This is a genomic window from Kineococcus auxinigenes (genome assembly GCF_050871525.1).
Classification (GTDB): Bacteria; Actinomycetota; Actinomycetes; order Actinomycetales; family Kineococcaceae; genus Kineococcus.
In genome coordinates, this window is the sequence record NZ_JBKBCT010000113.1 from 1 (window position 1) to 7,967 (window position 7,967).

At 75.2% G+C, this 7,967-nt stretch carries 6 protein-coding genes; 2 read left to right on the plus strand and 4 right to left on the minus strand.

Going from position 1 to position 7,967, the window contains the following annotated elements:
- Window positions 1-78: 78 nt before the first annotated feature.
- From ACRYR9_RS19030 to ACRYR9_RS19040, 3 genes are all read right to left on the minus strand, one after another.
- Window positions 79-1,764, minus strand: coding sequence for a ribonuclease J (locus ACRYR9_RS19030; RefSeq protein ID WP_432498931.1), 1,686 nt, complete (start codon window positions 1,762-1,764; stop codon window positions 79-81).
- A complete protein-coding gene (dapA, locus tag ACRYR9_RS19035) occupies window positions 1,761-2,738 on the minus strand; it encodes a 4-hydroxy-tetrahydrodipicolinate synthase (RefSeq protein ID WP_432498929.1) in 978 nt (325 codons plus the stop codon). The genes ACRYR9_RS19030 and dapA overlap by 4 nt, the downstream gene beginning before the upstream one ends.
- Window positions 2,739-2,938: 200 nt before the next feature.
- Complete coding sequence (locus tag ACRYR9_RS19040; protein WP_432498926.1) at window positions 2,939-3,604, minus strand: HAD-IA family hydrolase; 666 nt, start codon at window positions 3,602-3,604, stop codon at window positions 2,939-2,941.
- A 141-nt stretch (window positions 3,605-3,745) separates the two neighbouring features.
- On the opposite strand from ACRYR9_RS19040, the gene ACRYR9_RS19045 reads away from it, so the two are divergent.
- Entirely contained in the window at window positions 3,746-5,692 is a 1,947-nt protein-coding gene (locus tag ACRYR9_RS19045) for a sugar phosphate isomerase/epimerase and 4-hydroxyphenylpyruvate domain-containing protein (protein WP_432498923.1), read from the plus strand.
- Window positions 5,693-5,705: 13 nt separating this feature from the next.
- On the opposite strand, the gene ACRYR9_RS19050 is transcribed toward ACRYR9_RS19045, so the two are convergent.
- Complete coding sequence (locus ACRYR9_RS19050) at window positions 5,706-6,797, minus strand: M20/M25/M40 family metallo-hydrolase (protein ID WP_432498921.1); 1,092 nt, start codon at window positions 6,795-6,797, stop codon at window positions 5,706-5,708.
- A gap of 132 nt (window positions 6,798-6,929) precedes the next feature.
- On the opposite strand from ACRYR9_RS19050, the gene ACRYR9_RS19055 reads away from it, so the two are divergent.
- Window positions 6,930-7,898: a TIGR03557 family F420-dependent LLM class oxidoreductase gene (locus ACRYR9_RS19055; protein WP_432498919.1), complete on the plus strand. Its 969-nt coding sequence runs from the start codon at window positions 6,930-6,932 to the stop codon at window positions 7,896-7,898.
- The last annotated feature ends 69 nt before the right edge of the window (window positions 7,899-7,967 follow it).

Genomic DNA, 7,967 nt, shown 5'->3' on the forward strand with positions numbered 1-7,967 from the left:
CCCCCCCCCGCCCCCCCCCCCCCCCCCCCCCGCGACCGGGGACGGTCGCGGGCCGCGGGCGCTGCCGGGGGCGGTGCGTCAGGCGGTGACGACCACCGGCACGATCATGGGGCGCCGGCGGTGCTTCTGGCTGACCCAGCTGCCGACGGTGCGCCGCACGATCTGCTGCAGCTGGTGGGTGTCCACGGGGCCGGTGGAGGCCTCGTCGATGGCCGCCTCCACCTTCGACTTGATCCCGGCGAAGCGGTCGTCGCCGTCGCCGATGAAGCCGCGCGCGTTGAACTCCGGACCGGAGACGACCTTGCCGGTGACCGAGTCCACGGCGACGAAGATGGAGATGAACCCCTCCTCGCCGAGGATGCGGCGGTCCTTGAGGTCGGCCTCGGTGATCTCACCGACGCTGGAGCCGTCGACGTAGACGTAGCCCACCGGCACGGCGCCCGTGATGCTGGCCCGGCCGTCCACGAGGTCGACGACGACGCCGTCCTCGGCGATGACGACGCGCTCGCGCGGCACGCCGGTCTTGACGGCCAGCTCGGCGTTGGCGATCAGGTGGCGGTACTCGCCGTGCACCGGCATGACGTTGCGCGGCTTGAGGATGTTGTAGCAGTAGAGCAGCTCGCCGGCGCTGGCGTGGCCGGAGACGTGGATCTTCGCGCTCTGCTGGTGCACGACGGTCGCACCCAGGCGGGTCAGGCCGTTGATGACGCGGAAGACGGCGTTCTCGTTGCCGGGGATGAGCGAGCTGGCCAGCACGACGGTGTCGCCGGCGCTGATGGAGACGCGGTGGTCGCGGTTGGCCATGCGCGAGAGCGCCGCCATCGGCTCGCCCTGCGATCCGGTGCACATCAGGACGACGCGGTCGTCGGGCAGGTCGTCGACCTGCTTGAGGTCGATCAGCACCCCCGGCGGCACCTTGAGGTAGCCGAGGTCGGCGGCGATGCCCATGTTGCGCACCATGGACCGGCCCACGAAGGCGACCCTGCGCCCGTGGGCGTCGGCCGCGTTGAGCACCTGCTGCACGCGGTGCACGTGGCTGGAGAAGGAGGCGACGACGATGCGGCGCTCGGCGCGCCCGAAGAGCTGCTCCAGCACCGGGCCGATGTCGCGCTCGGGGGCGGTGAAGCCGGGGACCTCGGCGTTGGTGGAGTCCACGCAGAAGAGGTCCACGCCCTCGTCGCCGAGGCGGGCGAAGGCGTTGAGGTCGGTGATCCGCCCGTCCAGCGGCAGCTGGTCCATCTTGAAGTCGCCGGTGTGCAGGACCATCCCGGCATCGGTGCGGATCGCGACCGCCAGCGCGTCGGGGATGGAGTGGTTCACCGCGATGAACTCGCAGGAGAACGGCCCGAGCTGCTCGGTCTGCCCCTCCTTCACCCCCAGGGTGTAGGGGCGGATGCGGTGCTCCTTGAGCTTGGCCTCGATCAGCGCCAGGGTCAGCTGGGAGCCCACCAGGGGGATGTCCGGGCGCGAGCGCAGCAGGTAGGGCACGGCGCCGATGTGGTCCTCGTGGCCGTGCGTGAGCACGAGGGCGACGACGTCGTCGAGGCGGTCGGCGATGTGGCTGAAGTCCGGGAGGATGAGGTCCACGCCGGGCTGGTGCTCCTCGGGGAAGAGGACCCCGCAGTCGACGACCAGCAGCTTGCCGCGGTGCTCGAACACCGTCATGTTGCGCCCGACCTCGCCCAGCCCGCCGAGCCCGACGACGCGCAGGGCGCCGTCGGGCAGCGGCGGCGGGGTGGAGAGCTCGGGGTGGGGGTGGCTCATGCGGCTCCTCCTGCGACCGGGGCGGCCGCGACCGTGGGGTGGGTGGACCAGGTGCCGGTGGAGCCGGGCAGCAGCCCGGCGGTGGCGAGGTCCGCGGCGATCGCCGCGACCTCCTCGGCGGTGGCCGCCAGCAGCGGGGGGCGCACCGCGCGGTGCGGCAGCGCACCGGTCAGCTCCAGGGCGGCCTTGACGGCGACGACGCCCTGCGTGCGGTTCATGATCCCGCGCACGGCGGGCAGCAGCCGCGCGTGCAGGGTGCGGGCGGTGAGCAGGTCGCCGCCGTCGACGGCGCGCACCATCGCCGCGTACTCGCGGCCCGCCACGTGGGAGACGACGCTGACGACGCCGGAGGCGCCGTGCGCCAGCAGCGCCAGGTTCAGGACGTCGTCGCCGGAGTAGTACGCCAGGTCGGTGCGGGCCAGGACCCAGGAGGTCGCCGCGAGGTCGCCCTTGGCGTCCTTGACCGCCACGACGCGCTCGTGGGCGGCCAGGCGCACCAGGGTCTCCGTCTCGATCGGCACGCCGGAGCGGCCGGGGATGTCGTAGAGCATGACCGGCAGGCCGGTGGCGTCGGCCGCGGTGCGGAAGTGGTGCTCCAGCGCCGCCTGCGGGGGCTTGGAGTAGTAGGGCGTGACGACGAGCAGCCCGTGGGCGCCGGCCTTCTCGGCCGCCCGCGCCAGCTCGACCGTGTGCGCGGTGTCGTTGGTGCCCACCCCGGCCAGGACGTGCGCGCGCTCGCCGACGGCCTCCAGGACGGCGCGCAGCAGGCGGTCCTTCTCGGCGTCGGAGGTGGTGGGCGACTCGCCCGTGGTGCCGCTGACGACCAGGCCGTCGTGCCCCTCGCCCACGAGCCGCTCGGCCAGGGCGGCGGCGCCGTCGGTGTCGAGGGCGCCGGTGGTGGTGAAGGGCGTGACCATCGCGGCCAGCACCGCCCCGAAGGGGCGGGGGACGTGCACGGCCGAGGCGGTGGGCATGCAGTGAGGTTACCGCCGAGCGCCGACGGCCCAGGGGCCGGAGCCGTCGCGGGCCGCGCACGGCCGGCCGTGGACGTGCGAGGACCCGGTCGCTGCCCGCTCGGGGGTCCGGGCAGCGACCGGGTCCGCCGGTGTCATCGCCGGGCCGGGCCGGGGCGTTACACGTGCGGCGTCACACGTGCGGCGTCACACCTGCGGCGTCACTGCCCCGGTGCGTGCACCCGCACCCGCACGCCGCCGGCGTCGGCGCTCGCGCGCACGTGGGAGAGCAGCTCGACGACCGCGTCGGCCTCCAGGGGCCCGTCGGGGTGGGTGGTGCGCACGGCGAGGGTGGCGCAGCCGGCGGCGCGCGCGGCGGCCAGGCCCGCGGGGGCGTCCTCCACGACGAGGCAGTCGGCGGGGTCCACGCCCAGCCGCTGCGCACCGAGCACGAAGCACTCCGGGTCGGGCTTGCCGCGGGCGACGTCGTCGTAGGTGACCAGGGCGGCGGGTTCCGGCAGACCGGCGGCGCGGCGGCGGGCGTCGGCCAGGGGCCGGCCGCAGGACGTCACCACGGCCCACCGCCCGGAGGGGATCGAGGCCAGCAGCTGCGGCACGCCGGGCAGCTGCACGACGCCGCCGACGTCGGCGACCTCCAGCTCGGCGATGCGCGCGGCGGCCTGCTCCAGGTGCTCGGCGGCCACCAGGTCCCGGACGACCTCGGCGGCGGGGCGGCCGTGGCCGCCGGCGGCGGCGAGCGCCTCGGCGGTGACGCCGTGCTCCACGGCCCACGTGGTCCAGCAGCGGGCGATGGCGGCGGTGGAGTCGACGAGGGTGCCGTCCATGTCGAACAGGACGGCGGCGAAGGCGCGGTCGGGCAGGCTCACCACCGCACCCTACGGCCGGCGGGGAACCCCGTGCTCTCGCCCCGGCAGCACCCGTGCGGGTGCTTCCCGGGGCGATCCGGCCCGGCGGCGCGCGACGCGTGCCAGGGTGGGCGATCGACCGGACGGATCCTGGGGGGGACGATGGCGGACGGCGGGACGACGACTGCCGGTGGCGCGGTGGCGGCCGGGCACGGGGAGCTGCCGGCGGGTGCCGGGGCGTTCGAGGGCACGCACGAGCTGCGCACCTCGATCGCCACGGTGTGCCTGGCCGGCACGCTGGACGAGAAGCTGCGGGCGGTGGCCGCGGCCGGCTTCGACGCGGTGGAGGTGTTCGAGCCGGACCTGCTGGCCAGCCCGGAGGGCCCGGCGGCGCTGCGCCGGCGGGTGGAGGACCTGGGGCTGGCGGTCTCGCTGTTCCAGCCGTTCCGGGACCTGGACGACGTGGACCCGGCGGCCGTGGCCAGCAGCGCGCACCGCCTGCACCGCAAGTGCGAGCTGGCCCTGGAGCTGGGCACCGACCTGGTCCTGGTGTGCTCGGCCGTGCACGACGGCGCGGTGCGCGACGACGCGCTGCTGGCGGCGCAGCTGCACGCGGCCGCGGAGGTGGCCGCCTCGCACGGCGTCCGGCTGGCCTACGAGGCGCTGGCCTGGGGGGCGCACGTGTCGGACTACCGGCACGCCGCCCGCGTCGTGGCGGCCGCCGACCACCCGGCGCTGGGCAACTGCCTGGACTCCTTCCACGTGCTCTCGCGCGGCGACGACCCCTCCGGCATCGCCGACATCGCACCGGGGAAGGTGTTCTTCTACCAGATCGCCGACGCACCGCGGCTGCCGATGGACGTGCTGCCGCTGAGCCGGCACCACCGCTGCTTCCCCGGGCAGGGCGACTTCGACCTGGAGCGCTTCCACGCCGCGGTGGTCGCCGGCGGCTACCGGGGCCCGGTGTCCCTGGAGGTGTTCAACGACCTGTTCCGGCAGGCCGAGCCGGCGGTCACGGCGGTGGACGCGATGCGCTCGCTGCGGCACCTGCGCGACCGCACGTTCCGGCAGCGCCCCGGGCTGCCCCCGGCGTCGCCCGCACCGTCGCTGCCGCAGGCGCCCGCGGTGCGCTCGTGGGCGTTCACGGAGGTCTCCGCCGCCCCCGCGACGGCCGGCGCGGTGACGGGTCTGCTGTCCCGGCTGGGGTTCTCGCGCACCGGGGTGCACCGCAGCGGGCCGGTGGAGCTGTGGTCCAACGGCGACGTGCGGGTGGTGGTGAACCGGCGCCGCGAGGACGTGCGCGCGCAGGTGACGGCGCTCGGCCTGGCGACACCGCGACCGCACGCGCTGCACGAACGGGCCCGCACGCTGCTGGCGCCGGTGGTGAACCGCGCGGTGGGTCCCGGCGAGGCGGAGATCCCCTCGGTCGTCGCACCGGACGGCACGTGGGTGCAGTTCTGCGCGGACGAGCCCGCCGACGGCGGCTGGCTGGCGGACTTCGCCCCGTGCGCGCCGGCCGCGGTCCCCGCCCCGCGCGGCGACGAACCGGTGGTGCTGACCGGCGTGGACCACGTGGCCCTGCCGCAGCGGTTCGCCGGGTTCGACGGTGCCGCGCTGTTCTTCACCGCGGTGCTGGACCTGGAGGCGGGCCCGGCGGGTGCGGTCCCGGGACCGGCGGGTCTGGTGCGCACCCGGACGATGACGTCGCCGGGTGGCGCGCTGCGCGTGGTGCTGAGCGTCGCGCCCACCTCGGCGATGCTGCGCGGGCGCCCGCTGGGCGCCGGGCACCTGGCCTTCGGCACCGACGACGCCCTCGCCGCGGCCCGGGCGTTCCGGCGGGCCGGCGGTGAGCCGCTCCCCGTCCCGGGGAACTACTACGCGGACCTGGAGGCCCGTTTCGGCCTGGACGAGGAGTTCCTGGCGCAACTGCGGGAGAACTCCGTCCTGTACGACCGGGACGCGGGCGGCGAGCTGCTGCACTTCTTCACCCGGTCGGTCAGCCGGGAGTTCTTCGTGGAGGTGCTCCAGCGCGTCGGCGGTTACCGCGGGACCGGGGAGGCGAACGCCCCGGTGCGCCTGGCCGCGCAGGCCGCACCGCCCACCGCCTGAGCGGTGCGCCCGCTCAGGGGCGCGGGTGCACGAGGTACTCGGTGAGCAGCTCGGCGAGGTCCCCGACCGCGTCGCGGTGCACGACCTCGTAGCCGTGGGTGCTCAGGGTCGGCAGGCACAGCAGAGCCGCCTGCGGGCTCTGGCCCTTCAGCTTGGACTGGGAGGCGTCGGACTCGAACGCGGTGAACGCGGCCGGGACGGGCGCCAGGCCCAGCCGCTGCCCCAGCCGCAGCAGGTGGTCGGCGGTCGTGGTGTCGTAGACGGCGCCGGCGTCGGCGTAGACGACGATCGGACCGGAGTCCACCACGGTGCCGTACTCGGGTTCGGCCGGACCGACCTCCAGCGCCAGGGTCACCTCGCCGGGCAGGGTGCGGCTGGCGTAGGAGGCGCCGACCCCGCCGATCTCCTCGCTGGTCGTGAACACCAGGTGCACGTCGGCCGGCGGGCGCTCGCCGCGCTCGCGCAGCCGGCGGGCCGCCTCCAGCAGAGCGACCACCGCCGCGCGGTCGTCGAGGAAGTACCCGCCGACGTGCTGACCGAAGCGCACCGGTTCGCGCCGGCTGCGGTGCACGCACACCCGGGTACCGGGGTGCACGCCCGCGGCGGCGAGCTCCTCGGGCGTGCGACCGGTGAAGATCGACACGTGGTTCCAGTCCATCGCCCGGTCACCGCCGTCCGGTTTGGTGTCCCAGACCTGCTGCGTCTCCCGGGAGGTGTGCTCGGAACCGAGCGCCAGGACCGCCGTCAGCTCCTCCGCGTCGCCGAGCACCGCCACCGGCCCCAGGCCGAAGTTGGCGGGGTTCATGACACCCAGCTCCCCCACCCGCAGCGTCCCGCCGTCCTCGACCCGCTTGACGATCATCGACAGCTCGTCCAGGTGGGCCATCACCCGCACGCCGGGGGCGCCCGGTTCCTCCCGCCCGCGCACCAGTCCGACGAGGTTCCCCGCCGGGTCGGTCCACAGCTCGTCGACGAGGTCGCGCAGCTCGCGCGCGCAGACGTCGCGCACGGCGTCCTCGCGCCCCACGGGTCCGTAGGTGGTGAGCAGTTCGCGCAGCAGGGCGAACGTGCGGTCGCCGGTCCGGTCGGGGTGCTGGTCGCTCACGTCTCTCCTAGGGTTCCGGGTGCTGTGCCGCCGCCCGGTCTACCGCCCCACGGCGGCGAGCACACCCCGGGAGGTGTTCGGAACGACGACCGGCCGGGCGAACCGCACGAGCCACCGACCACGGAGGAACGCATGCGCATCGGGTACAAGCTCGCCACGGAGGCCTTCGGGCCCAAGGAGATCATCCGGCAGGCCGTGGCGGCCGAGGAGGCCGGTTACGACTTCGTCGAGATGAGCGACCACTACCACCCCTGGCTCGACGTGCAGGGGCACTCGGGTTTCACGTGGAGCCTGCTGGCGGCGATCGCCGCCAAGACCGAGAGGATCGGCCTGGTCACCGGTGTGACGTGCCCGTCGGTGCGCTACCACCCGGCGATCATCGCGCAGGCGGCCGCGACGATGGCGATCATCTCCGACGGGCGCTTCACCCTCGGCGTGGGCGCCGGTGAACGGCTCAACGAGCACGTCGTCGGCCGCGGGTTCCCCGCGGTGGCCGAGCGCCACGAGCGCTTCCGCGAGGCGCTGGAGATCATCCGGTTGCTGTGGCAGGGCGGGTACCGCACCTACGAGGGCAAGCACCTGCGCCTGGAGGACGCGCGCGTCTTCGACCTCCCCCAGGAGCTGCCGGTCATCGCGGTCGCCGCCAGCGGTCCGGTCTCGGCGCGGATCGCCGCGGACCTGGGCGACGGGCTGTTCGCCACCGAGCCGAAGGGCGAGATGGTCGCCGCGTGGAAGCGTCACGGCGGCAGCGGGCCGGCGTACGCGGAGGTGCCGATGGCCTGGGCCCCCGACGAGCAGAGCGCGATCGACGCGGTGCTGGAGAAGAGCCGCTGGGCCGTCACCGGCTGGAAGGTCATGTCCGAGCTGCCGAACCCGGTGAACTTCGACGCCGCCACGCAGACGGTGTCCGCGGAGGACGTCACGGCGCAGTTCGCGGTGGGCCCGGACCCGGCGGGGTACCTGGCCGGGGCTCAGCAGTACGTGGACGCCGGGTTCGACCACATCGTCACCCAGAACGCCGGCCCGGACCCCGACGGCTTCCTGGAGTTCTTCGCGACCGAGCTGGCGGCTCCGCTGCGGAACCTCACGCCGTCCGCCTGAGCGGGTCGGGGGGGGGGGGCCGCGCCGGCGGCGGCGGGCGCGCCCCCGGGGGGGCCCCCGAGCGCCCCC